This is a genomic window from Bacillus timonensis, from assembly GCF_000285535.1.
Classification (GTDB): Bacteria; Bacillota; Bacilli; order Bacillales; family Bacillaceae_L; genus Ferdinandcohnia; species Ferdinandcohnia timonensis.
The window spans coordinates 1,179,853-1,203,955 of record NZ_HE610985.1 but is presented as its reverse complement, the minus strand read 5'-3'; the positions used below and the strand labels follow the sequence as shown (position 1 = coordinate 1,203,955).

Here is a 24,103-nt window from a genome sequence, read left to right as displayed (position 1 = left end):
AAAAAAATCACGCCACTCCCCCTATTATAAGACGATTGGCGTGATTTTATTTATTCATCAAGACGAACTTTGGCTTCACTCAATAAAAGTTAATCGAACATAAACTTCTTCGTCCTTGAACGAACATTGAGTACAATCCCAATTGCAATCATGTAGGTGGCAAGGGAGCTTCCGCCATAGCTGACGAACGGCAACGGAAGGCCTGTAATTGGTAGGATTCCAATTGTCATTCCAACGTTTTGGAACACTTGGAATGTGATCATTCCTATTACACCTGCACATAGATAACTGCCATATGGGTCGTGACTTTCAAGTGCAATATGAATCATTCGATAGATTAATAAGAAGAATAAAGAAATAACAACACTTGCTCCGACGAATCCAAATTGTTCTGCAACAACTGCAAAGATAAAATCAGTATGCCCTTCAGGAATGGTAACCTCTGATTCCTGGAAGCCTTTGCCGTTTAACTGGCCAGATCCAATTGCGAGCATGGAGCGGACTAATTGATGTCCTTCATTACCTGCAGTATCCCAAGGTGTAAGCCAGCCATAAAATCGATCCATCTGGTAGTCCTGGATAATATATTTAAAGAAAAAATCCGGAAAGTTGAAGTATAGAAAAACACCTAGAGAAACTGCAAATACAGCTGAAAAAAGAGCTGCAAAAATAATTCTCCATTTAATTCCGGCTACAAGAATCATTGTTGCAATAATTGACATAAAGACCATGGTCATACCCATATCTGGCTGTTTCACTAATAAAAAAATAGGTGGGGCAGAGGCAAGTAATATCTTTCCAATAAGTAGCAAGTCATCTTTTACCGTGTTAATAGGATATTTTTCACGATGGTCTACAATAATTTTACTTAGGACTATGATTAAAAAGATTTTCATTAATTCTGATGGCTGGAAATTACCTAGACCTGGAAAGGAGTACCAGCTTGTTGCTCCTTTGATTGTCGTAGCAAACGGAACACTAATAAATTTTTCTAAAAATAAACCTAATAATAAAAACATTCCGAAACCATATAAATACCAGGAAATCATTTTAAATCGATCAAAATCGATTACCATTGTTCCTATAATTGCTACGATTCCAATCACGTACCATTGAAGCTGTTGGGCAGCAAAATTGATGTTTTTAAGTTTTTCTGGTAAAAAAGGTTGTGCACTTTGAATGGCAATGGCACTAACGATTGCAATTAGAAACAAAATAAACAACAATGTATAATCAATTTTTTGTGGAGTATTTTCTTTATTCATGGATAAAAAAATCCTTTCTAATCAGGCGCGAGTTTAATATCATAGAAAACAGGGTATAATTCAATATCCAATTTTATGTTTTAGTTATTTAGCCCAAGACGCCTCTAGCGCATTAGAAGGGCCAATTCTATCTTAGCTTATTTTTGATTGATTGCAAATCATAAGATAACGGCATCCTAAAAAAATATCATATACATATTGCTAATAAAAGTAAATGGTCGTATGTTACATTTTATGAAATGAATGTTAAGTTTTGATTTTTTGAATGGTAAGGGGGGAATGAATATGGTACAACAAGAAGTAAGTGAAAAAGAACAACAACAATTAGAAAATGAACAATTGCTTACAGCGCTTGAAAATGAGGATATTGACCAGTTTAGAACTTTATTTTTAGATATACATCCATATGAAAGAGCAAAATTCTACGCGAAGTTGCCAAAAGATGCTAGAATGCACGTATATCTTTTTTTGTCACCAGCTGAAATGGCTGAGGTGTTTGAAAACCTCGAAATAGATGAGCATGAATACGAAGAGCTATTATCTGAGATGGATCCAACCTTTGTGGCCGATATGCTCTCACAAATGTATGCTGACGACGCAGTTGACGTCTTAAATGAGTTAGATAAAGAACAGGTAGCCAGCTACTTAACGATTATGGATGATGAAGCTGCTGGAGAAATAAAACAGCTTCTTCATTATGAAGAATATACTGCCGGCAGTATTATGACGACTGAATTCATTGCGATACATGCCAATCAAACTGTGAAATCAGCAATGTATATCCTTAAAAAGGAAGCTCCACGTGCTGAAACGATTTATTATGTGTATGTTATAGATGAAGAAAAACGGCTTGTCGGAGTTATTTCTATTCGTGACTTACTTGTAAGTGAGGACGATACAATGATCCATGAAATTATGAATGATCGTGTTGTATCGGTGTCCGTCAGTGAAGACCAAGAGGAAGTCGCACGGAAAATGAAGGACTACAATTTCTTAGCAGTTCCCGTTGTTGATTTTCAAAATCATTTGTTAGGGATTATTACAGTCGATGATATTATTGATGTTATGGATGAAGAAGCTTCAGATGACTACTCAAAACTTGCAGGTATTTCTGATGTCGATTCTGCTGATAAAAACATCCTTACTTCTGCTAAAAAGAGATTGCCATGGTTAATTATTTTATCTTTCCTAGGTATGTTAACAGCAAGTCTTATTGGTCGATTTGAAGCAACTTTAGATCAGGTTGCAATTTTAGCAGTTTTTATTCCGTTAATTGCAGGTATGGCAGGTAATACAGGAACACAAGCGTTGGCAGTTGCAGTCCGAAGAATTGCAATTGGTGAAGACGAGGAAGAAAATAAGTGGCTATTGATTTTAAGAGAAGCTGGGACAGGTGTAATAACTGGGGCCGTTTGTGGAACGGTAATAATGATAGTTGTTTATCTTTGGCAAGGTGATTTCTTTCTCGGATTATTAGTTGGATTTTCGATTTTGCTTACATTGATTGTAGCAACTCTTGCTGGTGCACTCGTACCATTACTGATGCACCGTTTAAAGGTGGACCCTGCGGTTGCGTCAGGACCTTTTATTACCACGATCAATGATATTATTAGTATTTTAATTTATTTTGGATTAGCAACTTTTTTTATGGGCTATTTAGTTTAATAAATAAGGGGGAAAAATATGGAACATGGTGCTTCATTAACATCGTTAGTAATTGTAATGGTGGTTGCTTTTTTAACACCACTGATCCTACATAGGTTTAAACTTCGGATAATCCCTGTCGTTGTTGCTGAAATTATCATGGGGATTATTATCGGAAAAAGTGGGTTCGATGTTGTCGAACCTGATATGTGGCTTGAAACATTATCCACATTAGGATTTATCTTTTTAATGTTTTTAAGTGGAGTAGAAATTGACTTTACTGCTTTTGCAGGAGGTAAAAAGCGACAAAAGCTACCAAATGGTAAGCAAGCACCGAGTACTTTCCTTGTTTCCGTTGTTGTTTTTGTTGGAATCTTTATTTTATCGCTTTTGTTATCCTATTTATTCGTGTGGACAGGTTTTACTGATAATGCCTTTTTAATGACTTTAATCATTTCCACAATTTCTTTAGGAGTTGTTGTACCAACTTTAAAAGATGCCCAAATCATGAAAACAAATATAGGTCAGATTATCTTACTAGTTGCAGTAGTAGCTGATCTTGTTACAATGATTTTGCTGGCTGTTTTTGCTTCTATTTATGGTGGCGGAGAGAGCAATATGTGGCTACTGTTAATCTTGTTTGGTGCAGGAATTCTTCTTTATTTTGTCGGGAAAAGATTCCAAAACCGTTCTTTTCTTGAGACGATGTCAAAGGGAACAATCCAAATTGGTACGAGAGCTATATTTGCTCTAATAATGATTCTTGTTGCACTGTCTGAAACAATCGGTGCAGAAAATATCTTAGGGGCATTTTTAGCGGGTGTATTAGTATCATTATTGTCCCCAAATCATGAAATGGTACAAAAGCTTGATTCATTTGGTTATGGATTTTTAATTCCAATCTTTTTCGTAATGATTGGGGTCGAACTTGATCTCTGGGCACTCTTCCAAGATCCTAAAATTTTATTACTCATTCCGTTACTATTTATCGCTTTAGTCATTTCAAAAATGCTACCTATTCTCTATATTAAGCGATGGTATGACTGGAAAACGACAATTGGAGCAGGTGCTTTGTTAACATCTACTCTATCCCTAGTCATCGCGGCAGCAACAGTTGGAGAAAAAATGGGAATCATTGATGATAGAATGTCAGGTGCCTTAATTTTAGTTGCAGTTATTGCAAGTATTGTTTCACCAATAGGGTTTAAAAAGTTGTTTCCAAAGCAAATGGATGAAGAACCGGTTATTCGTGTTGCCTTTATTGGTGCAAACCAAATGTCATTACCTGTGACAAGGGATTTGAACTCAAAGCTCTTTGATACGACGATTTATCACACGATGCAGGACAAGATTGATAAAAAGCATTCTGATTCTGTATTCGATATTGTGGGACTTGAAGATTACTCGATTGAAAATCTGAAGACTACGAATGTGTTTGATGTAGATATTTTAGTTATTACAACAGGATCTGATGAACAAAATGCTGAAATTGCAAAATTTGCAAAGGACATTGGTGTTGATCGTGTCATTGCGAGGATTGAATCTGGGGAACTAGGTGAGGAACTCAAAGAACTTGGTATCGATGTGTTCTCATTACTAATGTCCACAAATACATTACTTCGAGCATTAATTGAGGCGCCAAGTATCATGACAATCTTGACGAATCAGGAGCAATCCTTGTATCAAATTGAAATGAATAATAGTCTATATGATGGTACAATGCTGCGGAATTTCCCGTTTACTGGAGATGTCATCTTTGTTCGAATCTTTAGAGGTAAAGACTCGATTGTACCACATGGTGACACTGAACTTCAGCTAGGTGACCGGTTAATCGTTACTGGCTCAAGAGAATATGTGGATGAGTTAAAAGTCGATTTAGAATTTTAAAAGGAAAGAGGGTGAACGCTATTGGTTCACCCTCTTTTTTTATCCAACAATATTATATCCAGAATCAACATAGATTACTTCACCAGTTACACCGCGTGAAAGATTGCTTAGCATAGCGATGGACATGTTACCAACATCTTCTTTCGTAACATTTCGCTTAAGTGGTGCTTTTTCTTCAATCATTTTCATTATATCATTAAATCCTGGTACACCTTTAGCAGCCAACGTTCTGATTGGACCAGCGGAAATCGCATTGACTCTGATTCCATCTTTTCCAAGATCAAAAGTGAGGTATCTTACACATGCTTCAAGTGAAGCTTTAGCTACTCCCATCACATTATAGCCTGGAAGAGCACGGACCGCGCCTAGGTAAGACATTGTGATAATTGAAGCATCATCTGCCAAATATGGACGAGCAGCTCTTGCTGCTGCAACTAAAGAATATGCACTTGTGTCCTGAGCGAATGCATAACCATCTCTTGATGTATCGATAAAGTCACCTTTTAAGTCATCTGCATTTGCAAATGCAACCGAGTGTACTAAACCGTGAATCGTTCCTACCTTTTCACCGATTTCAGCAAACGCCTGGGAGATGCTTTCATCACTGTTCACATCACATCTAACAATCATTTCTGCTGGATAGTTATATTTCTCAAGTAGTTTTTCAAGTTTTTCGCGTGAACGATCTAATCGATACGTATAGATGACTTTTGCTCCTGCTTTATAAAGGGATTCAGCGACACCCCAAGCAATACTTCTTTCATTCGCTACGCCCATTACGACGATATTTTTACCTTCTAATTGAATTAAATCTTCCATTTTTACCTCCATAAAAACCATAAAAAATTTTATTCTCTTTTTATTATACCTGGTTTTAGTATCTGATACTATATTTCTGTTTATTATTTTCCTAAACAAAGAAATGGTAAACCCATCCATACATATTATCATTGATTTGGGGTGAACCTAAAATTTATAAGTGCATAAAGTTATCTAGAATTCCGAAGGAGAAGGATGATATGCAGAAAAAAGAGAAATGGGGAGTACTTTCACTTGCTTCTATCCCATTAGTCATGACCTTGGGTAATTCTATGCTAATTCCTGTATTGCCGGTGATGGAAAAAGAACTCGAAATCACACCGTTTCAATCAAGTTTGATTATCACGATATATTCCGTTGTAGCGATTATTTTAATTCCGATTGCAGGATTTCTTTCCGATCGAATTGGAAGGAAAAAAGTAATTATCCCAAGCTTAATTATTGCTGGGATAGGAGGTTTAGTATCAGGATTTGCATCTTGGTTATTCGAAAGTCCTTATATCCTTATTCTGGTAGGAAGGTTTTTACAGGGTGTTGGAGCTGCAGGTGCTTCTCCAATTGTCTTGCCATTAGTAGGTGATATGTGTAAAAGTGAGAAGGATGTAAATACAGGACTTGGATTAATTGAAACATCCAATACCTTTGGAAAGGTACTAAGCCCAATTTTAGGTGCAATACTAGCAGCTTTAATTTGGTATATGCCTTTTTTTGCATTCCCCATTTTTTGTTTGATTTCAATTCTTTTGATTCAATTCATGGTTCATACTCCAAAGGATAATGAAGTTGATACGTCAAGCTTTGCTTTTTTTCTAAGAAAAATAAAACGAACACTTAAAGAAGAGGGACGGTGGCTGATTTCCATTTTTATCGTCGGAGCGATTTGTTTTTATATTCTTTTTGGAATGCTCTTCTTCTTATCGTCTATTTTGGAAGACAAGTACGGAATCGATGGAATGGTAAAAGGCCTTATTCTTGCAATTCCGCTCGGAGCACTTTGCCTGGCTTCATTTATTACCGGTAAGAAGCTTGGGGATGATAAAAATGCAATCAAATGGATTATATTTTCTGGAATATTTGCAGCTACAGTAGCCGTTTTTGGGATTTGCTATACGGAAAATCTGTATATTTTTATAGCTGCCCTTGTTATTTGTGGGATAGGCATTGGAACGGCTCTTCCAAGCTTAGATGCGTTAATCACACATGGTACTGAAAAAGAAGAGAGAGGTACAATTACCTCTATTTATAGTAGTGCGCGGTTTATTGGTGTTGCTGTAGGGCCGCCAGTATTTGCAATCGTAATGAAAATTTCTCATGATCTTTTGTTTTTTAGTGTAACTGGAATTTCAGCGATTGCGGCCATTTTAGTCCTTTTTTTCATCAAGCCACCAAAAAAAATAAGAACAGATTCTTTATTCCAAAAGGTTAAGAGGTAAAGGAAATATGGCAAAGGAAAAAAGTGAGAAAAAGATAAAATGGTGGCAGCTGGCTCTATTTGGGGTTGGCTGTACCATTGGCACAGGATTCTTTCTAGGGTCCAGTATTGCAATTCGAACAGCTGGACCCTCTGTCCTGATTTTATTTATTATTGCTGCGATAGGAACCTATTTTGTCTATGATGGTTTAGCTAAACTAACGGCAAAGAAGACTGAAAAAGGTGCCTTCAGGACTTATGCAAAACAAGCATTTGGAAACTGGGCAGGTTTTAGTATTGGTTGGATATATTGGAGTGCTGAGATTCTTATTATGGGGAGTCAATTAACGGCATTATCTATTTTTACAAAGTTTTGGTTTCCAACTATTCCTCTTTGGGTTTTTGCTGCAATTTATGGAGTAATAGGTTTAGGTGTTTTATTAATTGGTACTAGTGGTATAAATAAACTAGAAAATGTATTTGCACTCATCAAAATTTCCGCAATCCTTATGTTCATTGTGATTGCGGTATTAGCGGTAACAGGTACAATCGATGGAACACGTGACCCGCAACTGCCAACTGAATATGTCCCTAAAGGTATAGTGGGGCTTTGGTCAGCTTTAATCTTTGCCTTTTATGCTTTTGGTGGGATTGAGGTAATGGGGTTAATGGCAACGCAGCTTAAAGACAAAAGTGAAGCACCTAAGGCAGGAAAGGTAATGCTGCTACTTCTTACGATAATTTATTTAGGGTCTATTGGACTAGCTGTGATGCTCGTTTCGTGGCAGGTATTTACAGGTGACGAAAGTACATTTGTAGTTGCTTTAGATAATTACAATATTCCTTTGATTGCTGATATTTTTAATGGGGCACTTATTATTGGTGGATTCTCCACAATGGTCGCTGCTCTCTATGGGGTTACCAGTATTTTAGTCAATTTGTCAGAAGACGGTGATGCCCCAAAAATCTTTTCGAAAAAAGGAAAATTAAAAGTTCCATTACCTGCTTTTATTTTAACAGCATCTGGACTACTAGCATCAATCATCTTTTCGTTGTTAATGCCGGATAGCATATATGAATATATAACTACTGGTGCTGGACTTATGCTCTTGTACAATTGGCTCTTTATCCTTTTGTCTGCGAATCGACTTTTGAAGCCTGGTTTCATAGGTAAAATGAAATATTATCTTGGAATGTTGTTTATCTTACTAGCAGTAAGTGGAACATTATTTAGTAAGGAAATTCGTCCAGGCTTCTTTATTAGTCTAGGATTCGTCATCATTATCGGGATTTTTGCTTTTATCAAAAATGCGGGCTGGAAAAAGAAAGATTCCATGAGTATGGGTACCTTATTTGAAAAGCTTGAAAAACCTTAATGACTTAGCAAAAGCTGTACACCTTGAATTCCGAAATAGATGCCGAAGCCAATAAGGGAAAGACCAGATACAATGGATATAAGTGCTAATAAACGTGATGTTAATATTTTTCTAAAACCGCTTGAGATTGTAGCCATTGTGATATCCCAAAGTAATAATCCACTAAAAATAGCTGCACTATAAATAATAAGCTCATTGTTAGTTGAAGTGGAAGCTGTTTTTGCCAATACAGAGCCATATATCCCTAGCCAGAACAAAATGGTTAACGGGTTCGTAATCGACATGATGAAGCCTGAAAAAAAAGCTTTATAAGCGGGCTCCTGGTTTCTGGTATTCAGCATATTGATTTTACCAGCGCTAAACAGGCTTTCGAAACCAGTGTATAGCAATACAAAACAACCAAAAAGCCATAGAAACGTTTGAATAAACGGGGTATTAATGAAAGATACAAGACCTAAGTAAACCATTAACATATAAACCCCATCAGCTAATACAGCGCCAACACCAACAAGCCAGGCGTGGACAAATCCGTATTTTATACCTCTATCTAATTGTGCAGCATTCACAGGACCTATTGGAGCTGCAAGACTAAGACCTAATAGAATATAACTGAGAAGTACACCCACTGTTAACACCCCTTGAAAAGACTTGTCTCAAAATTGTATTCAGGAGGGGAGGGTTGTATCACTTTTTTTAAGGAGAAGATAATGATGGAAAAGAATTTGCATCAATTTCTGCAATCTGTCGATGAGGCCGGAAAGGCAGTCATCGAGTCACAAGGAAATGATGATCCACAAAGATTCCAGCATGCCCAGAACATGGTTCTATTGGCGAAAGAACAATTGCGAGAGATAGAAAATGCAACCACAAACGAAGAAATAGAATTCAAACGTGCAAAAGAAAGACTTCGAAAACTAGAAGAAACGCAGCATGCAATTGAAGCAACCAATAAGTTTTAACGTAAATAAGGAAGCGGGTCAAATTGACTTGCTTTTTTTACTTTCTACCCATACAAATTATGCAAATGGTTTTTTCACTTAACACTAAACTAAAGGGGACGTCATAAGATGAAAAGGAAGGTAGAAAAAAATAAAGTAGGGGAAGAATGAATGCATTATAAATTAGTAGTCTTTGGGAACAAAGAAACAACAAAAAATATGGTTGATTATATTCATCATCATTTACATCCCGTAGATCTAATCGTATCGGTATCAGCAGAAAAAAAATCAGGTATATCTGGTTATTCGGATTTGCAAGATTATGCAAAATTGCATGGTATCCCCCAATATATCGTTTCATCTTATTCTTTAAAGGATGTACAGGACATTGAATTCTTTAAAAATAATACGTTTGAATTGGGAATTTCAGTTGGCTGGCAACGAATTATTCCAGGTGAGGTACTTTCCCAATTTGAGAAGGGGATATTTGGTTTTCATGGGAGTTGCGGTCATTTACCATATGGAAAAGGACGGTCTCCACTCAACTGGTCACTAATTAACGGTCATACTAGATTTATCAATCATTGCTTTCAGTATAATTCAAAGGCGGATGATGGGAAGATTCATTCAATTGAAATGTTTGAAATAAATGAATTTGATACAATTCGAACACTTCAATATAAAGTATTGCTTGTAGGACGAATCCAAATAAAGAAATTAATAGAGGATTATAAAAGAGATACAATTCTTTTATTTCCACAAAGTAAAAATATCCCAACATGGTATGAAAAAAGAGGCCCGAAGGACGGAAAGATCGATTTATCTGTTTCGACAAGGGAAATTTACAATTTAATAAGAGGCGTGACTACTCCATTTCCTGGCGCATTTTTATTATCAGAAGATAGTAAAATAGTAACAATATGGGAGGCATACCCGTTTGATCAAGTGATAGACACATTTGAGTTTAATGTAGGTGAGGTAATTGAAGTCTTTGGTAAAGACGTACTCTTAAAGACAATTGACGGTTCATTATTAGTCAAAAAGTATTCATTTGAAAGGAAAATAAGAAAAGGGGATATTTTTCATTAAAACAAGAATACTAGTTTCTTAGACATGGGTTCAATAAAGAGATGACGTTTCCATTTGGGAAAGTTATCTCTTACTAAATTGTGAGATAGGGGGAGAGATTCATTTTTTCAGTTGTAACATGCACAAAAAGACCGGAATTATTAAATCATATTTTCAAAAACTATGAATCACAGGTTTTCCATGAAAAGGAACTGATTGTTATTATTCATAACGATGCGATTTTTAAGGAGATGTTTGAAGAAAGGAGTAAACAGAGTAGCAATGTTTCGATATACCAGCTAGATAAAAATGTGTCATTGGGAGAATGCTTGAATTTTGGAATTACACGAGCTAGGTATCCGTATATAGCAAAAATGGATGATGACGATTATTACAGTCCATATTACTTAATGGAAGCATACCAGGAAATGAAACGAACAAAAACACATATCATTGGGAAATCGTCAATTTATACTTATTTTCAAGATGATCAATTACTTTGTGAATATAATAAAGGGTTTGAAAATATATACTTGAATTCGAATCATGTCTTAATAGGTGCCACGTTGGTTGTTGACAAAGTTGTATTCGAAGAAATAGAATTCCCGCAAGTAAACTTAGGAGAAGATCTTGGTTTTCAAAGGCTTTGTAAATTAAGTGGACTTAGTCTTTATTCAACTTCAAAATATAATTATGCCTATATAAGGTATAATGGTAATGGCCATCATACATCTGATTCCTCTAATCATAGACTTCGTAGAAAATGCAAGATAGTCACAATGACCGATAATTATAAACTTTTTGTCGACAAGGAATTTAACTAAATGAGTGTTGGCTGATACTAAGCAAAAAGTATCAGCCGATAAAAGTTATTACCAATAGCACGTTACTAGTTTCCTTTCTCCTTTAGTTGATATGTTAGGCTTTCAATGTCTTTACAGCTAATAATCGTTACTTCCTTTGGTTCATACGGGGACATCATTTCTGGAGATACAATTGTAATACAACAATTATTTTCATAAAGCTCTTTTACCGTCCCTTCAAGTACATCACCTGATTTAGTTCGTATAAACACTTCTTTCCCTTTAAAGTTTTTTATGATAGTGCATATACAGCCTTTACATTCAGTGCCACGATCTTTTTTACACTCTTTACAATCGTCTTTCTTATAAGCATCTTTCTGAGAATTGTTTTTTTGAAAATTATTTTTCTGATTCTCTTCTTTTTTGTTTTGTTGGTTTGTGTTCTTTTTCTGATTCTCCTTTTTCTCTTCTTTGTCATCTTTCTTTTCTCGAGACCTTTTTGAATAAGCAAAAATAACTGGATTCAATGAATGTCCTCCTTTAATTACTTTATGATTACCTTATGCGTTTGTCTTATAAAGTGTATAAGCAATTAGTGGAGAAAATAGTAAGTTGTGTGTTCATACCTTTGTGATGGTTTCCTAGAATTTATTAGAGTTGGAATCATGAAAAAGGGGTATCGAATTGTTATTCGATACCCCTTTTTTTACTTTTTAAGCGGATTTTTTGGAGATAACCAGAGGTAGGTATTGTAATTCTTTTGCTAGCTCAAGTAAACAGCCTTCAATTAGTCATTTCTCACTTTAATACATGAAACTATGTAACAATAGGTGAAATCACTAAATTTCACCTCCTTTTTAGCAATTTAGTCATTTTACCTTAAGGTACACAATCCTATTAAAAATTTAGTCATTCGTCTCTAGGGTATAATTTCACTAGAAATTATCCATTCTTTTCATTCCCAAAGGTACAGTTTCATTAGGATGACAAGCGTACATTTTTAATAGAATTGGTCGAATATCTATCTCCAAATATATAGAGAGGAATATAGATATAGTGTATAAGACAAGTAAGGACAAATGTCAGTTTAAGATACTTGAAGGGGGTGATGAATAGTGAATTTTGATATTTGGATGACAATATTTATATTTGCAATGACAATGATTGTCATCTTGTGGAGACCAAGGGACATCAATGAAGCCTGGCCAGCAACAATAGGTGCTGTTTTAATCATTCTTATTGGGATGGTGTCTACAGGGGATATTACTGACATCATTAGTAAAATTGGAGGAGCATCCATCACAATAATTGCTACAATGGTGATGGCCATTACGCTAGAAAGCTTTGGTTTTTTTCATTGGGTTGCTGCAAGGCTAGTGACTTTAGCAAAGGAATCAGGGTATCGTCTCTACTGGTATATACAGTTATTGTGTTTTATGATGACTCTTTTATTTAATAATGATGGTAGCATTTTAATAACCACACCTATATTAATCATTCTGCTAAAAAATCTTCGCTTAAAACCACACCAACAAATTCCCTATCTATTAAGTGGTGCGTTGATCGCCACTGCATCAAGTGCTCCTATCGGGGTTAGTAATATTGTTAACCTCATTGCATTAGAGATTGTTGAGATGAGTCTCTATATGCACACCGCAATGATGTTTATACCAGCAACAGTTGGATTAATTTTCATGTCAGCGTTAATGTTTCTAGTAGTAAAAAGGGCTCTACCAGAGAAATTACCTATTTCTACTCATGATATTGAAGAAAATTATTTTACAAAACAATTTCACCCTTTAAAAAAACCAATGTCGGTAAAAACAAAAAGAAAGCGAACCAAATTTATGCTAAAGGTTTTGTTATTTGTTTTTATCATCCGCTGCCTACTTTTCGTTGCCTCATATTTAGCAATACCTATCGAATTAGTTGCAATAGCTGGATCATTAGTGCTGCTCATTTGGAGATGGATAAAGTTGGGTACAAGTCCAGTTGATTTATTAAAGAAAACACCTTGGCAAATTCTTGTATTTGCATTCTCCATGTACGTCATCATATACGGACTTCACAACGCTGGTTTGACTGAATTATTGGTAAAGGTTTGCGAACCAATTGTAAAACAAGGGCTATTTCAAGCCAGCTTTATCATGGGGGGATTGGTTTCCATATTATCAAACATCTTTAATAATCATCCGGCATTAATGATTGGAACGATAACTCTTACAGAGATGGGACTCGACCCCGTTACATTAAAAACTATTTATCTTGCTAATATTATTGGAAGTGATATAGGGTCCCTATTATTACCTATTGGAACACTCGCATCTCTAATTTGGATGCATATCCTAAAACAAAATAAAATAAAGGTTACTTGGAAGGATTATTTACGTGTAACCATTATTGTAATACCATTAGCCACATTTGTATCTCTTTTTTTGCTCTACTATTGGGTACAATTGGTTTTTTCGTAATTCCTTTACAGAGACATCTAATGAAAAAAATGATGTCTCTTATTTTCATCAAGGAACTCCTCAAAAAAGAGCTATATCATTGGCACTAACTAGCCCATTTTTATTGAAAACCGATATAAATAGCAAACTGTCAATTTCTCTGCATAAAATATGTAACATGAGTGGTTATGAATTTAAAAAGGGAGTATGCGTTTATGGATATAAGCTGGTTCGAATTCTTTTTATTTGCTTTAGCGACATTCCGCCTGACTCGATTATTGGTTTACGATACCATTACAGCCTTTATAAGAAGTCCATTTCATGAAGTTGTTGAAGAAGTTTTACCTGATGGAACTATTGAGGAGTATCTTAAAATAAAGGGGAAAGGGTTACGAAAATGGATAGGTGAATTATTAAGCTGTTATTGGTGTACAGGAATATGGTGTTCAATCTTTTTGTTTAGTTGTTATTTCTTTTTACCAAGATTAACTGAACCTTTAGTTGTCGTGTTGGCGATTGCAGGTTGTGCTGCGATTATTGAAACCATCATTCATAAATTACTATATTGAAAGAAAAAACAGCTTATCACACAAAATGATGTGTAAGCTGTTTTGTTTTTGATACAACGTTTTAATCCTCATATATATCTTCAATATAAATTTCATGTAACGTTAGGTTTGACAAAGTGTTTACTACCGCATGCTCTTTTTCTTCGAGGATACTTTTAGGGAAATGATAAAGTGATGAAAGGTCGTCTGGCAAGGTATCAGTCGGGATTGAATTTGATTTTCTTAAAAATGCAGCATCTTTATTTTTGCTCGCTAAATGATACCCCCACATTCCAAAGGAAGGGACGTATGTTTGGTAGGAACATGTAGTAAGGCCTGTGCTTTGGAGGGTTAATCCGATGCTCCAATATACTCTAGGTGCATCTTCTGGTGAATGGGATTGACACACGAGAATTCCATCTTTATCTAAGTATTGTGAAATTCTACTGAAAAATTCTTTAGTATACAGTTTACTAATGTCATCATTCTGAGGATCAGGAAAATCAACAATAATTAATTGGTAAAGTGGTGTATCATTTGAAAAAAAGTCTTGAGCATCCATCTCGTGAATATGAACACGTTTATCTTTAAGTGAACCTTTATTTAATTTAACTATAGGTGAACTCTTTGCTAATTTAATGACCATTGGATCAAGTTCAACCAAATCTACATGTTTTACCTCAGGATACTTCAGGACTTCTCGAAGTGCGAAACCATCACCCCCACCAAGAATAAGGACATTAGAACAATTTGATAAGGAGAACATGGCAGGGTGGACAAGTGCTTCATGATAAAACTTTTCATCCACGGAACTAAATTGCAGTTGTTCATCTAGGTACATTCTAATATCGGGCACCTCTAAAATAACAATATCCTGATATAGGCTTTTTCGATTGTAGATTTCTTTTGAATTTCCATTTAATAAATAATTAAGTGTTGCTTTGTCCCATACATCTCCACTCTTTTCGAGGAAATTCTCTTTGTCATCTTTCTTCAAATCTATCACCCTTTTCCACTTTTTTATTATTATAGTCATTCCTATTTTTAATGCTTGGATGTTTAACTAGAATAAGTAAGATTTCCTTTTTTAGTAGGTTAACCTCCATTTGGTGCTTGTGTTGATTTTATTAAATATAGGTTGATTGATTATAGTATTATGATTGTTTTATTCATAGTCTATATAAAAAGTATGGTGGTGAAATAGTTTGCAATACTCGACTTCTGGTAGGCACATTCTATTAGATTTATGGGGTGTAGATTTTGCCATTTTGGATGATATCCGATTTTTGAAAGAAAACATGATCATAGCAGGAAATAAATGTGGCGCAAATGTGTTATCGGTTAATTACGAAAAATTCAATCCAAATGGAGTGACAGTTCTTATTTTACTATCTGAAAGTCATCTATCAATTCACACGTACCCTGAGCAAGGATATGCAGCAATAGATTGTTATACGTGCGGGGACAAAGTTAATCCCGAAATAGCTGCCAATTATCTTATTGAAATTTTCCAGCCAAAGGAGATTTATATGAGGAATGTTGCAAGAGGTAATGGGGACATCAATGGATAAATATAAGACACTGGGGTCGGATAATAAACCTTTGTAGTAACTGGGTTTATTATCCGGCTTTTTGTTGTCTGTTTGTGTTTTATTAGTAACTAATTTTATTTTAATGGTAAATCGTAGTTGTTCTATTAAAGTAGAACAAAATTGGCTACTAACAACTCTAAGGAAGTTGCACAATGGCAATATTTCCATATGATGGACAAATGCTCATTTTTTTAGAAATAGGCAATAGATTAGGACCAAAATAGTGTAGACGCATATAGATACAATATAAACACCCCATAGAGATATTTGACAAGGAGGCAAATAAGCCATGAATGGAAATATTAGTGTTGACTACCTTGAATCCTTACAAGGTAAAGTTGTTCGAGTTTTTAAAGGTGGACCTGAGTCTAGATTAGGTCAGCTGTTAGTTGTAAGACCTGACTTTGTAGTTTTATATACTAACGAAGAGGGGGTTATCAGCTATCAAACTAGTCATATCAAGAGTGTAATTGAAGATTCTTCATCGAGTATGAACACAAATAACATTGATGACAATACAATAGCAAGTTTTGAATCAGTAAATACATTCTCAGAATTGCTATCAAGCATGAAGAATAACATGGTTCGTATCGACCGTGGAGGACCTGAAGCAAGAAACGGCATATTACTTGATGTTAAAACTGATTATTTAGTTCTTTATACTGAGAAAGATGGGGTTGTTTATTATCAGTTAGAACATGTAAAAAGTTTAAGTAATGCAGTAAAAAATAATAAATCCTCCGATTCAGAAGATTCGAATCAACAAAGCAATAACTCCATGATGAATAATTTTGTAACACCGGAATATATGGAAGAAGAAAATTTCTCCAGCCTCTTAAAAAATATGAAATATAAGTGGGTTACGATTAATCGTGGCGGACCAGAAAGCATGCAAGGTGTTCTTGCTGAAAGTTCAGATGATCATCTGGTGCTTATTTGTGAAAAAGAAGTATGTCGACTTTCAACTTTCCATATTCGTAATATTAGTTACGTACTAAAACAAGAAAGTAATCAAAATGCAGAAAATAGTCAGAACCAGCAAGATTCATCAGAAGATAGCCAAAATCAAAATAACAATTCAAATGAAAATGAGAGCAATCAAAACAATCAAGATAATAACAAATCTAAAAGAGTATCAGTTAAAATGTACAGTGGTCGTACTCACGGTAGAGTATAGGAACCTGATTCTAAAGTGAAAAAATCAGGAAAATGACTAAAAAATCAAGTATCGGTTTCTTCGTTGTGACGACGACACTAAGTTTTATGGCGAATGATACCGATACTTTTTATCTAAATTGAGTGATGTAAAGAGGTGAGTAAGTTTGAAGCACCTAAGTAATTTTATAGGTGAAAATATCGTTGTTGAAATCTCGGGCCATAAACAAAATATGGGTATTCTTGTAGATATTGGAACAGACATTATTGTGTTGTATACAAATGACAAGGATTTTTACTATATTCCATTACTTCATATTCAAAAAATAAAAATTCCAAAATTGAATGAAATGGAACAAATTGAAAATCCCGGAACTACCCCGATTAACACACATACAGATGAAATCTCCTTAAGAAAGATCATAAATAACGCTAAAGGTTTATTCGTTGAAATCTTTGTTACCTCTAAAAATTCCATCCATGGGTATATAACAAGTTTAATGAATGATTACTTTGTGTTTTATTCACCAGTGTATAAAACAATGTTTATTCCTTTTCAACATTTAAAATGGTTGATTCCATATAGTCCTAATCAAACACCTTATGGACTTGATAAGCAAAACTTCCCAGTTAACCCATCTAGAATTACATTGGCTCGTACATTCGAAGAGCAGGTAAAAAAACTCCAAGGACAAATGGTAGTATTCGACCTTGGAGAGGATAAAGATAAAATTGGCCAACTTAAACAAATTGAGAGTAACGTAATCGAGATTGTAACTGCTCGTGAGGAATCAACATTCATTAATACGCGGCATATAAAAACATTGCATTTTTCGTGAAAATGAAAGAAACCTGGATTAATGGGTTTCTTTTTTAGTATATGCCTCTTTAAAGAAATTGGTGATTGGCTATAAAAATTTATCTTTTTATAGTGGAACGATTTCCTTACTACTACATAGAATATCGGTAGCAATGGGGGTGTAAGAACATTGTCACTCAATGAGCATGCACAACTTGAAACACATTGTATAAAAGTCACAAAATTTACTGACTGGACGTACCAGCTAACAAAATCTGAATTCAAAGAAAATATTTTGAAAAATGTTGATTTTAAAACGATTATAGAGGAGATAAAGGTTCCTTGTGGAAAACCCTCAAAAACGGTCTGGAAAATTGAGAATCAGTTTACAATTGGAGTACCTGCTAAAGTATCAATATATTTTGAAGACGGCTGCGATGGGGAAATGCAAGTCGGAATAAATGACAAACCGCAGTGTTCAATCAACAAAGGAGAATGCGAAACATTTGAAGTTGAATATTTGAAGAGTATTGAAATAGGTTGCGATGGGAAAGACGGAGATTGTACGGGACTCTTTGAAATAGAGTTCAAGCCTGATTTGTTTGTGAATTGGCTTCATCATGCAGAAGTTCAATGTTTTTTTTCCGATGTACACGGAAATATACATGGTTCACATAAACTGCCCCCTATTAAATGTACCGAAGTAAAGCAACAACATGGTAGGGACTCTATAAGCCTTACTCTACCAGATTGGAATACTATTTCATTACAACGAGTGAAAATATTGAAGAAAGGCTTTATCATACTTAAATTTGTTGATAATCACTACTGCATTTTTACAACAAAACCAATTGTATTTAACGCTACGGACAATGTGTTATTAACGGCTCCTAAACAAACAATGGTAAAGTGCACTGTTTTAGAAGGGGATTGTCATGCAAGAGTAAAAGATAAAAATGATGATGACGATACACTTTCATTTGAAGTATTGGTTTCGTTATCACTTTATCAAAAAATTATGACAGTTGAAAAGGTCTTTCTTGAGGTAGAAGGTCGGCTTTGTAAGCCCCGTAAGGATTTATAGAGGGCGATTGCAAAAAAGCTTCCATAATCAACAAAGAAACCTTTATTGATTATGGAAGTAATTCAAAGATTCAGTATGATTTTATTAAGGGAAGGGATCCCGTTTGGAAATTCCTTGCAGTAGGAAAATGCCTCAATTATGACAGATGTCTGCTCTTTCGGTTTTATTAAGGTTAGCTCAAAATTAGAAAAATGAATTTTTTCTTTTGGTTGAAGTATTGCTGCTTTTGCAGGTTTAATCCAATATTCTCCCTTTTTTTTAATTCTTTCTTTCCAGTCTTCATGTACATATTGCCATTCTTCTTGGGGGACATTTCCATCGGATTGGCTCTCAGTTAATATACTATTGGTTGCTATTTTACCACTTAAATAACCTCCATTTCTTGGAGATAACCGGATACAAACAATGGGTTGGTGAAGTGGAGCCGTTCCAAAATTTTCAAGCAGGTAATCGCCGAGAATGGATATATGATGATAGTGGTTTTCTTCTTCAATCATGTCTTCTTCTGGAGTATATATAACAGAGTAATTAAAAAATGAATTCAATCCTAATAGTCGTTCTGGTTCAACCTTTTCTTCTTGCTTTGCGAGCTGGGTTGATTGGATAATCTTCTCTTGCATGATTTTGACACGATTTTTTTCTTCCTCCAATGCAACCTCGTTGGCTAAAAGTTTCATCTTGAGATCTGCAATTTCTTTTTCATAGGATTCAAGATTTGTATTCTCAACTTCATATAGTTTTTCTTGGAGATAGTGATTTCGAAGCTTTTCTTTTTCAAGGTCCAGTTCGGCCTGTTTCAATTTGTTTTGAAATGTGATTACTTCTGAACGGTAATGGATAATTTTCTGTTGCATTTGTACCTTAGTATCTTTATTAGGAAAAGCATTATCAAATTTATTCCCACTCAAGATTCTTCCTCCTTTATACCGTTTTATCATATATGTATGTTTAACAAGACAAAAAAAGAAATAGGCTGCTGGTTGTATCAACAGCCTAATTTTTGGTGTGGTAATTAACGTGCTGGGAATACTTCTGGACATTGAGGTGGAAAAATGTCTGTTGGGCAAAGTTGTGTTGGTTCAAGAATTTCTTCACGAGGATGACAGAATTTTGCTTCGATTTCAAGTTTAACATCTGCTTCGATTTGTACTTCTAAGCATAGAGTTAAAGATACATCTAATTGTTGGAAGTCTTCTGCGCAAATTAGATTAGCATCGCATTCAAAGAATGAAACATGGCAATCTAATTCTGTTCCATCAGGAGCGCATAGCAAGAAGTTTTGTACAGTTGCAAATGGAATTCCTGTAGAAGAGCAGACTACCTCACCATTTTCATTAACAATTTGAATGGCTACAAAACCTTTTACTAACGCTTTTACTCTTTGGAGAGTGACAGTATCCCCATTAGGAAGTGTAACTGTTACTGGAGTACGGCCTCTAGCAGGTGTAATTTCTTTACAAGTGAAGAACTCTTCATCTTCTCGAGGATCGATTCTGCGCCCTTTATCGTCACTTAGAAAACAATTTACAGTAAAGTCCTCATCCTGTTTCTCTAAGAACCGGCAAAGTTTCTCAATTTTATCTGTACCTTTACCGCCGCCACCATGGCCACCACCATGACCGCCATGCCCATCATGACATCTAAATTTTGCATCAAGTTTATCGTCAGCCATATTGATGATTGGAATCTCTACTTGACGAGTAACCCAGTCATAAATTTTACGCGTTTTAATACAGACGTTTTCTGTTTCTTTATGTTTATTCCTACTCACCTTTTTTCCTCCTGTTCAAAAAATTTACCCTTTGCAATGGTACTAATAATTAATCCCTTTGGGTATCGGGGCTACTGTATAGTATGAATTTAATAGTCAAATGTGCTGTGACAAAAGCGGATTTTTCGCTAGAAATCGCAAATTAGAGGTATAAATGCATACCATTTTGAATTAGATATATTATAGATTTTTATCATGAGAGGAAAGGAGTGGACGTTTTGAAAAAAAATATATCAGATGAAAACATCATGTTAAAACAGAAAATCATTCATTTTCAAGCAGAGGTATCTAGATACAAGGAAAAATTAAAAAGATACGAAGAAATTGTAAACGTATCAGATAAAAGCAATCAAGTTCAAGAAAAACAGCAGCTTGAAGATCAAGTGGCTGAATTAACATATAAAGTTACAGCATTAACAAAACAGGTTGAAGAGCTACAATTAGAAAATAAGATTCTAAAGGAAAATCGTACTTATTCCTCTGAACCTTCTTCTGGCCAGGAAGAGAAGAAGCATTCACTTGATACTTGGTTTGTAAACAATTTAAAAAATCAAAATGCGATTGCCAGACCTAATAGGACGGATAATGATAAATAATAAGAAGGGGAAGTTTCTCCTTTGTTATATAAGAATTTCGGTGAAAAAATAGGTTCTTAAGTCAGTGTCAATTTATGTAAATCCTACATAGTTTATTAGTAACCTACTATGGGGGGAAATAATATATGCAGAAAAAGAAGCAAACACAATCTGGCGTTAAAGTCATTACGTCAATGAAAAATCAAACCGTAAAAAAGAAAAAAGGCACTGGCGGTTGTGGTTGTGGTGGATCAAAGTAAAATAACAGCGAATAGCAGATTACCTACAAATGGGAATCTGCTATTTTATTGCGAATAATTAAGTAGGTGAGAGGAAAAATCCCTTAAAGGAAGAATTCATTATTCTTCGTCAACATCTATTGAGAGAAAATTTTCTCCAGTGGAGTCCTCAAGTAACCCATAAATCATTACCTTCTCAATGTCCTGCTCGTTACCACTTATCGTAATATTAATATTATCACCAATTTTAAAACCTGGTATAAAAGCTACGACCTTAGATGTTAGCTGCGTTTCAAGAGCGATATGCTCGCTCTCAATTTGTACTAGGGGATTTTCACCAATGAAACTAGTTTCGTAGGGTTTCTCTACTACCAGAGTAACACCATGAGAATTTAACACATTGTGTAAAGAAAAGTTATTTGCAGACGGGCCGAGCCTGTTTGATAATGATGGGAAATGAGAATCATCATTAAATCTACTAGTCATAAAGTCACCTCCCTTAATGTTCTTACTATAGTAAATGCAAAAAGGTAAAAAATAGCTTGGACTAAAGAAGCAATGCAAGTAACCATTTTTAATAGAATATATAGGTGCTTCAATTAAAAACCTATTAGAGGCAAGGCTGTATTGGTATTAAATGTTTCCTTACGTAATAAAAATATGAAAATGTGCGTTTACTTGGACAAAAACCGCTTCATTTTTTCTATCAAACTCATATTTTATTGTATGAATTGATAGGAGGTGAAGAAGTGTTTGGATTTTCAATGGTTCAATTCACAAGAAATTATGGTTCGAAGATGGACAAAAATCTTAGAAAAAATCTTGTGAATTTATATCGCCCTTTTAAATGGACACCATGTTTTTTACACAAAGGACTGGAAGGGATTATAAAAAAGACTAGAAAATTTGATGTTATCATTGAATATCAAGATGATAAAACAAATGTAGACAACGTAAAAGAGGTCCTAAATCGTCATATGCGTTGCAAGTTAAAATATGAATTTAATACCATCCCGTCCTGTTCAGCAACCGTTACTGCTGTTGCGTTAGAGGAACTTTTACAAACATGTACGAATGTAAAACGAATCTATTTAAATTCAGAAGTAAAAGCATTGTTAAATGTTGCAACTCCAGCAGGTAGAGCAGATAATATTGTTCGAAATGGAAAAGGACTTACAGGTGAAGGTGTAACGATAGCAGTTATCGATACCGGAATTTATCCACATCAAGATTTAGAAGGAAGAATTATCGGATTCGAAGATATGGTTAATGGTCAAATCGAACCATATGATGATAATGGACATGGTACCCATTGTGCGGGTGATGCGGTTGGCAATGGATTTGCTTCTGATGGGAAATATAAGGCGCCTGCATATAAAGCAAATGTAGTAGGGGTAAAAGTATTAAACAAACTAGGCTCTGGTTCACTTGATACAGTAATGAAAGGTGTTGAATGGTGTATCTTAAACAACCAGGATTCTACCAAACCAAGAATTGATATTATCTCAATGTCGCTTGGTGCAACAGCACAAAGGTTAAGCAATGAAGATGCGGACCCAATGGTACAAGTAGTTGAAAAAGCATGGGACAGTGGAATTGTAGTTTGTGTCGCTGCAGGAAATGAAGGTGATGAACCAAGCACGATTGCGAGTCCAGGTATAAGCAATAAAGTGATTACAGTCGGTGCATTGGATGATAAAAATACGCTTGATGACCGATTGGATGACACGATTGCTGAATTTTCAAGTAGAGGTCCAACCATCTATAATGTTCCAAAGCCGGATATAGTGGCTCCAGGTGTAAATATTGTTTCATTACGTTCGCCAAATTCCTATTTAGATAAATTCCAAAAGGCAAGCCGTGTTGATGGAAACTATATCACCTTATCTGGTACTTCTATGGCAACTCCATTTTGTGCTGGCGTTGTAGCATTAATGATTGAAAATAAGAAGAACCAGAACAAAAGGTTTACTCCAGATGATATCAAAAAGGATTTACTACGAGGCGCTGATAAATGGAAGGATATTGATTACAATACGTATGGTGCTGGGTATATTAATGCACAAAACTCAATCGAGTAACTTTCCTTTAAAACAGGCTCAAGTAGCCTGTTTTTATCATTTTATAGAGTAATTGGGAGGTGGCCATGTGAGTAGTAAATTTGATAATGAAATTGAACGTTTTGTAACTGACTATTACAAAGACCACGATGAAGCAAAAGGAAAGTTAGATAAATGGGCGGCAGAAAATGAAAAGGGGTTAAGCCAGCTGGATAAAGAGGCTAATGGATTTGAAAAGGAACTTGAATCTAAAATGGAGAAACTAGATCAATGGTTTTCAAAGAATCAACGTAACTTAGAAAAGCAGATGGAGGATTAATTATTTTTTAATTTCCGCTTTTGCCCTGTGCACCTGTCCTCACAAAATCGACCTTTTAAACATAGTTTATAATGTACTCTTTATACGAGGAGGTGCGAAATATGGGCTACGGATTCGGTGGTTGTGGTTACGGCTATGGAGGTTACGGTTACGGCGGATTTTACGGCGGATCAACTTTTGTATTAATCGTCGTACTGTTCATCTTATTAATTATTGTAGGTGCTTCTTTCTATAACTAAGCACAAAAATTCCCCGTTAATGTAAAAGTACGAGTCGAACGGCTCGTACTTTTCTCCATTA

At 35.1% G+C, this 24,103-nt stretch carries 25 protein-coding genes; 17 read left to right on the top strand and 8 right to left on the bottom strand.

The window, feature by feature from the left end:
• Positions 1–89: 89 nt before the first annotated feature.
• Complete coding sequence (locus BTHG_RS06265) at positions 90–1,265, bottom strand: FtsW/RodA/SpoVE family cell cycle protein (protein ID WP_010283327.1); 1,176 nt, start codon at positions 1,263–1,265, stop codon at positions 90–92.
• Positions 1,266–1,550: 285 nt separating this feature from the next.
• Here BTHG_RS06265 and mgtE point away from each other — a divergent pair, with 285 nt between their 5' ends.
• Together mgtE and BTHG_RS06255 are read left to right on the top strand one after the other, a co-directional pair.
• A complete protein-coding gene (mgtE, locus tag BTHG_RS06260) occupies positions 1,551–2,930 on the top strand; it encodes a magnesium transporter (RefSeq protein WP_010283326.1) in 1,380 nt (459 codons plus the stop codon).
• Between the two features lie 18 nt (positions 2,931–2,948).
• Positions 2,949–4,796: a monovalent cation:proton antiporter family protein gene (locus BTHG_RS06255; RefSeq protein WP_010283325.1), complete on the top strand. Its 1,848-nt coding sequence runs from the start codon at positions 2,949–2,951 to the stop codon at positions 4,794–4,796.
• Between the two features lie 39 nt (positions 4,797–4,835).
• Here the strand turns inward: BTHG_RS06255 and fabI are convergent, their stop codons facing one another.
• The gene (fabI, locus tag BTHG_RS06250) at positions 4,836–5,615 is read right to left on the bottom strand and encodes an enoyl-ACP reductase FabI (RefSeq protein ID WP_010283324.1); all 780 of its coding nucleotides are present in this window, start codon (positions 5,613–5,615) and stop codon (positions 4,836–4,838) included.
• Positions 5,616–5,815: 200 nt separating this feature from the next.
• Here fabI and BTHG_RS06245 point away from each other — a divergent pair, with 200 nt between their 5' ends.
• The gene (locus BTHG_RS06245; RefSeq protein WP_010283323.1) at positions 5,816–7,048 is read left to right on the top strand and encodes an MFS transporter; all 1,233 of its coding nucleotides are present in this window, start codon (positions 5,816–5,818) and stop codon (positions 7,046–7,048) included.
• A 7-nt stretch (positions 7,049–7,055) separates the two neighbouring features.
• On the top strand, positions 7,056–8,402 hold the full coding sequence (locus tag BTHG_RS06240) for an amino acid permease (RefSeq protein WP_010283322.1): 1,347 nt from the start codon (positions 7,056–7,058) through the stop codon (positions 8,400–8,402).
• On the opposite strand, the gene BTHG_RS06235 is transcribed toward BTHG_RS06240, so the two are convergent.
• Positions 8,399–9,028 (bottom strand): LysE family transporter, encoded by a 630-nt coding sequence (locus tag BTHG_RS06235; protein WP_010283321.1) that lies wholly within the window; start codon positions 9,026–9,028, stop codon positions 8,399–8,401. The two genes, BTHG_RS06240 and BTHG_RS06235, sit on opposite strands and share 4 nt — an antisense overlap.
• An 84-nt stretch (positions 9,029–9,112) precedes the next feature.
• Here BTHG_RS06235 and BTHG_RS06230 point away from each other — a divergent pair, with 84 nt between their 5' ends.
• The 3 genes from BTHG_RS06230 (at position 9,113) to BTHG_RS06220 (ending at position 11,232) form a co-directional block, all read left to right on the top strand.
• A complete protein-coding gene (locus BTHG_RS06230; RefSeq protein ID WP_010283320.1) occupies positions 9,113–9,361 on the top strand; it encodes a hypothetical protein in 249 nt (82 codons plus the stop codon).
• A 150-nt stretch (positions 9,362–9,511) separates the two neighbouring features.
• Positions 9,512–10,429 carry a methionyl-tRNA formyltransferase gene (locus BTHG_RS06225; RefSeq protein WP_010283319.1) on the top strand — a complete coding sequence of 306 codons (918 nt, stop codon included), beginning with the start codon at positions 9,512–9,514 and terminating at the stop codon, positions 10,427–10,429.
• Between the two features lie 101 nt (positions 10,430–10,530).
• Entirely contained in the window at positions 10,531–11,232 is a 702-nt protein-coding gene (locus BTHG_RS06220; protein ID WP_026021715.1) for a glycosyltransferase, read from the top strand.
• 65 nt (positions 11,233–11,297) lie between these two features.
• Here BTHG_RS06220 and BTHG_RS06215 read toward each other — a convergent pair whose 3' ends face one another.
• Positions 11,298–11,738 (bottom strand): hypothetical protein, encoded by a 441-nt coding sequence (locus BTHG_RS06215; RefSeq protein WP_010283317.1) that lies wholly within the window; start codon positions 11,736–11,738, stop codon positions 11,298–11,300.
• Between the two features lie 606 nt (positions 11,739–12,344).
• Here BTHG_RS06215 and BTHG_RS06210 point away from each other — a divergent pair.
• Complete coding sequence (locus BTHG_RS06210) at positions 12,345–13,682, top strand: arsenic transporter (protein ID WP_408605272.1); 1,338 nt, start codon at positions 12,345–12,347, stop codon at positions 13,680–13,682.
• A gap of 194 nt (positions 13,683–13,876) precedes the next feature.
• Positions 13,877–14,230, top strand: coding sequence for a DUF1360 domain-containing protein (locus BTHG_RS06205; RefSeq protein WP_010283315.1), 354 nt, complete (start codon positions 13,877–13,879; stop codon positions 14,228–14,230).
• Between the two features lie 61 nt (positions 14,231–14,291).
• Here the strand turns inward: BTHG_RS06205 and BTHG_RS24350 are convergent, their stop codons facing one another.
• On the bottom strand, positions 14,292–15,215 hold the full coding sequence (locus tag BTHG_RS24350) for a spermine/spermidine synthase domain-containing protein (protein ID WP_052307742.1): 924 nt from the start codon (positions 15,213–15,215) through the stop codon (positions 14,292–14,294).
• 199 nt (positions 15,216–15,414) lie between these two features.
• On the opposite strand from BTHG_RS24350, the gene speD reads away from it, so the two are divergent.
• The 4 genes from speD (at position 15,415) to BTHG_RS06180 (ending at position 18,839) form a co-directional block, all read left to right on the top strand.
• Entirely contained in the window at positions 15,415–15,780 is a 366-nt protein-coding gene (gene speD / locus BTHG_RS06195) for an adenosylmethionine decarboxylase (RefSeq protein WP_010283313.1), read from the top strand.
• Between the two features lie 310 nt (positions 15,781–16,090).
• The gene (locus tag BTHG_RS06190) at positions 16,091–16,978 is read left to right on the top strand and encodes a hypothetical protein (protein ID WP_010283312.1); all 888 of its coding nucleotides are present in this window, start codon (positions 16,091–16,093) and stop codon (positions 16,976–16,978) included.
• Between the two features lie 145 nt (positions 16,979–17,123).
• A complete protein-coding gene (locus tag BTHG_RS06185; protein ID WP_010283311.1) occupies positions 17,124–17,795 on the top strand; it encodes a hypothetical protein in 672 nt (223 codons plus the stop codon).
• Between the two features lie 150 nt (positions 17,796–17,945).
• Positions 17,946–18,839, top strand: coding sequence for a BMQ_0737 family morphogenetic spore coat protein (locus BTHG_RS06180; protein WP_010283310.1), 894 nt, complete (start codon positions 17,946–17,948; stop codon positions 18,837–18,839).
• Positions 18,840–18,901: 62 nt separating this feature from the next.
• Here BTHG_RS06180 and BTHG_RS06175 read toward each other — a convergent pair whose 3' ends face one another.
• Both BTHG_RS06175 and BTHG_RS06170 read right to left on the bottom strand, forming a co-directional pair.
• Positions 18,902–19,747, bottom strand: coding sequence for a hypothetical protein (locus tag BTHG_RS06175; RefSeq protein WP_010283309.1), 846 nt, complete (start codon positions 19,745–19,747; stop codon positions 18,902–18,904).
• Between the two features lie 104 nt (positions 19,748–19,851).
• On the bottom strand, positions 19,852–20,610 hold the full coding sequence (locus tag BTHG_RS06170) for a BMQ_0737 family morphogenetic spore coat protein (protein WP_010283308.1): 759 nt from the start codon (positions 20,608–20,610) through the stop codon (positions 19,852–19,854).
• A 218-nt stretch (positions 20,611–20,828) separates the two neighbouring features.
• On the opposite strand from BTHG_RS06170, the gene BTHG_RS06165 reads away from it, so the two are divergent.
• Entirely contained in the window at positions 20,829–21,206 is a 378-nt protein-coding gene (locus BTHG_RS06165; RefSeq protein ID WP_010283307.1) for a hypothetical protein, read from the top strand.
• A gap of 338 nt (positions 21,207–21,544) precedes the next feature.
• On the opposite strand, the gene BTHG_RS06155 is transcribed toward BTHG_RS06165, so the two are convergent.
• The gene (locus tag BTHG_RS06155; RefSeq protein ID WP_010283306.1) at positions 21,545–21,910 is read right to left on the bottom strand and encodes a hypothetical protein; all 366 of its coding nucleotides are present in this window, start codon (positions 21,908–21,910) and stop codon (positions 21,545–21,547) included.
• Positions 21,911–22,173: 263 nt separating this feature from the next.
• Between BTHG_RS06155 and BTHG_RS06150 the strand changes: the two genes are divergently transcribed.
• The 3 genes from BTHG_RS06150 to BTHG_RS26150 all read left to right on the top strand — a co-directional run bounded on the left by BTHG_RS06150 (position 22,174) and on the right by BTHG_RS26150 (position 24,042).
• Positions 22,174–23,505 carry a S8 family peptidase gene (locus tag BTHG_RS06150; protein WP_010283305.1) on the top strand — a complete coding sequence of 444 codons (1,332 nt, stop codon included), beginning with the start codon at positions 22,174–22,176 and terminating at the stop codon, positions 23,503–23,505.
• Positions 23,506–23,572: 67 nt separating this feature from the next.
• Positions 23,573–23,803, top strand: a complete 231-nt coding sequence (locus BTHG_RS06145; RefSeq protein WP_010283304.1) for a hypothetical protein — start codon at positions 23,573–23,575, stop codon at positions 23,801–23,803.
• A gap of 101 nt (positions 23,804–23,904) precedes the next feature.
• Positions 23,905–24,042 carry a YjcZ family sporulation protein gene (locus BTHG_RS26150; protein WP_026021714.1) on the top strand — a complete coding sequence of 46 codons (138 nt, stop codon included), beginning with the start codon at positions 23,905–23,907 and terminating at the stop codon, positions 24,040–24,042.
• Positions 24,043–24,103: the final 61 nt, after the last annotated feature.

Coding starts and splice junctions, on each gene's coding strand:
- BTHG_RS06245 (WP_010283323.1), top strand. CDS start 5,816: ATGCAGAAAAAAGAGAAATGGGGAGTACTTTCACTTGCTTCTATCCCA.
- BTHG_RS06190 (WP_010283312.1), top strand. CDS start 16,091: ATGAATGGAAATATTAGTGTTGACTACCTTGAATCCTTACAAGGTAAA.
- fabI (WP_010283324.1), bottom strand. CDS start 5,615: ATGGAAGATTTAATTCAATTAGAAGGTAAAAATATCGTCGTAATGGGC.
- BTHG_RS06225 (WP_010283319.1), top strand. CDS start 9,512: ATGCATTATAAATTAGTAGTCTTTGGGAACAAAGAAACAACAAAAAAT.
- BTHG_RS06155 (WP_010283306.1), bottom strand. CDS start 21,910: ATGACTAGTAGATTTAATGATGATTCTCATTTCCCATCATTATCAAAC.
- BTHG_RS06205 (WP_010283315.1), top strand. CDS start 13,877: ATGGATATAAGCTGGTTCGAATTCTTTTTATTTGCTTTAGCGACATTC.
- BTHG_RS06230 (WP_010283320.1), top strand. CDS start 9,113: ATGGAAAAGAATTTGCATCAATTTCTGCAATCTGTCGATGAGGCCGGA.
- BTHG_RS06240 (WP_010283322.1), top strand. CDS start 7,056: ATGGCAAAGGAAAAAAGTGAGAAAAAGATAAAATGGTGGCAGCTGGCT.
- mgtE (WP_010283326.1), top strand. CDS start 1,551: ATGGTACAACAAGAAGTAAGTGAAAAAGAACAACAACAATTAGAAAAT.
- BTHG_RS06265 (WP_010283327.1), bottom strand. CDS start 1,265: ATGAATAAAGAAAATACTCCACAAAAAATTGATTATACATTGTTGTTT.
- BTHG_RS26150 (WP_026021714.1), top strand. CDS start 23,905: ATGGGCTACGGATTCGGTGGTTGTGGTTACGGCTATGGAGGTTACGGT.
- BTHG_RS06210 (WP_408605272.1), top strand. CDS start 12,345: ATGACAATATTTATATTTGCAATGACAATGATTGTCATCTTGTGGAGA.
- BTHG_RS06255 (WP_010283325.1), top strand. CDS start 2,949: ATGGAACATGGTGCTTCATTAACATCGTTAGTAATTGTAATGGTGGTT.